Origin of the sequence: Pseudomonas sp. K5002, assembly GCF_013386655.1 — a bacterium.
In the GTDB taxonomy this organism is placed as follows: domain Bacteria; phylum Pseudomonadota; class Gammaproteobacteria; order Pseudomonadales; family Pseudomonadaceae; genus Aquipseudomonas.
This window is the reverse complement of the sequence record NZ_JACARK010000258.1, coordinates 1-507: the sequence shown is the minus strand read 5'-3', so window position 1 is coordinate 507 and position 507 is coordinate 1. Positions and strand designations below refer to the sequence as shown.

The 507-nt window shown below is 62.5% G+C and carries 1 protein-coding gene; it reads left to right on the top strand.

Features of this window, described 5'->3' with window-relative positions; all coding sequences use genetic code 11:
• Window positions 1-480 (top strand): efflux RND transporter periplasmic adaptor subunit (locus HX846_RS13565; protein ID WP_178965544.1); only part of this gene is annotated, 480 nt, incomplete at its 5' end.
• Window positions 481-507: the final 27 nt, after the last annotated feature.

Genomic DNA, 507 nt, shown 5'->3' with positions numbered 1-507 from the left:
CAAACGGTCGAGAGCCGTTTTGTCGGGTTGCCGGGACAAGTCGTCAAAGGCACCGTCGCCGCGATTCTGCCGGCAACCGCCATGGACAGTCGCACCGTGCAGGTTCGGGTCGAACTGCCCAACCCTGACGGTATGTTGCGCCCCGGTATGACCGCCCAGGTGCGCCTGGCCCAATCCAGCGGCCAATCGGTGCTGTTGCTGCCGAGCGAGGCGTTGATTCGCACCGGCAAACGCGTGCTGGTGATGGTGGCCGAGGAGGGCGGGCGATATCGCCCGGTAGAAGTCCAGGTGGGTGCAGAAAACCAGGACAACACCGTCATCCTCGCCGGCCTGCAGGAAGGCCAGCAGGTGGTGGCCTCCGGTCAATTTCTGCTGGACTCAGAAGCAAGTTTGAAGGGAATTATCACTCAATCGTCCGGCGGTTTTTCAGATGAGGGGGCCATGGACGGCATGAGCATGCAACCGGGAGCCCGGCCATGATCGCCCTGTTGATTCGCTGGTCGGTGG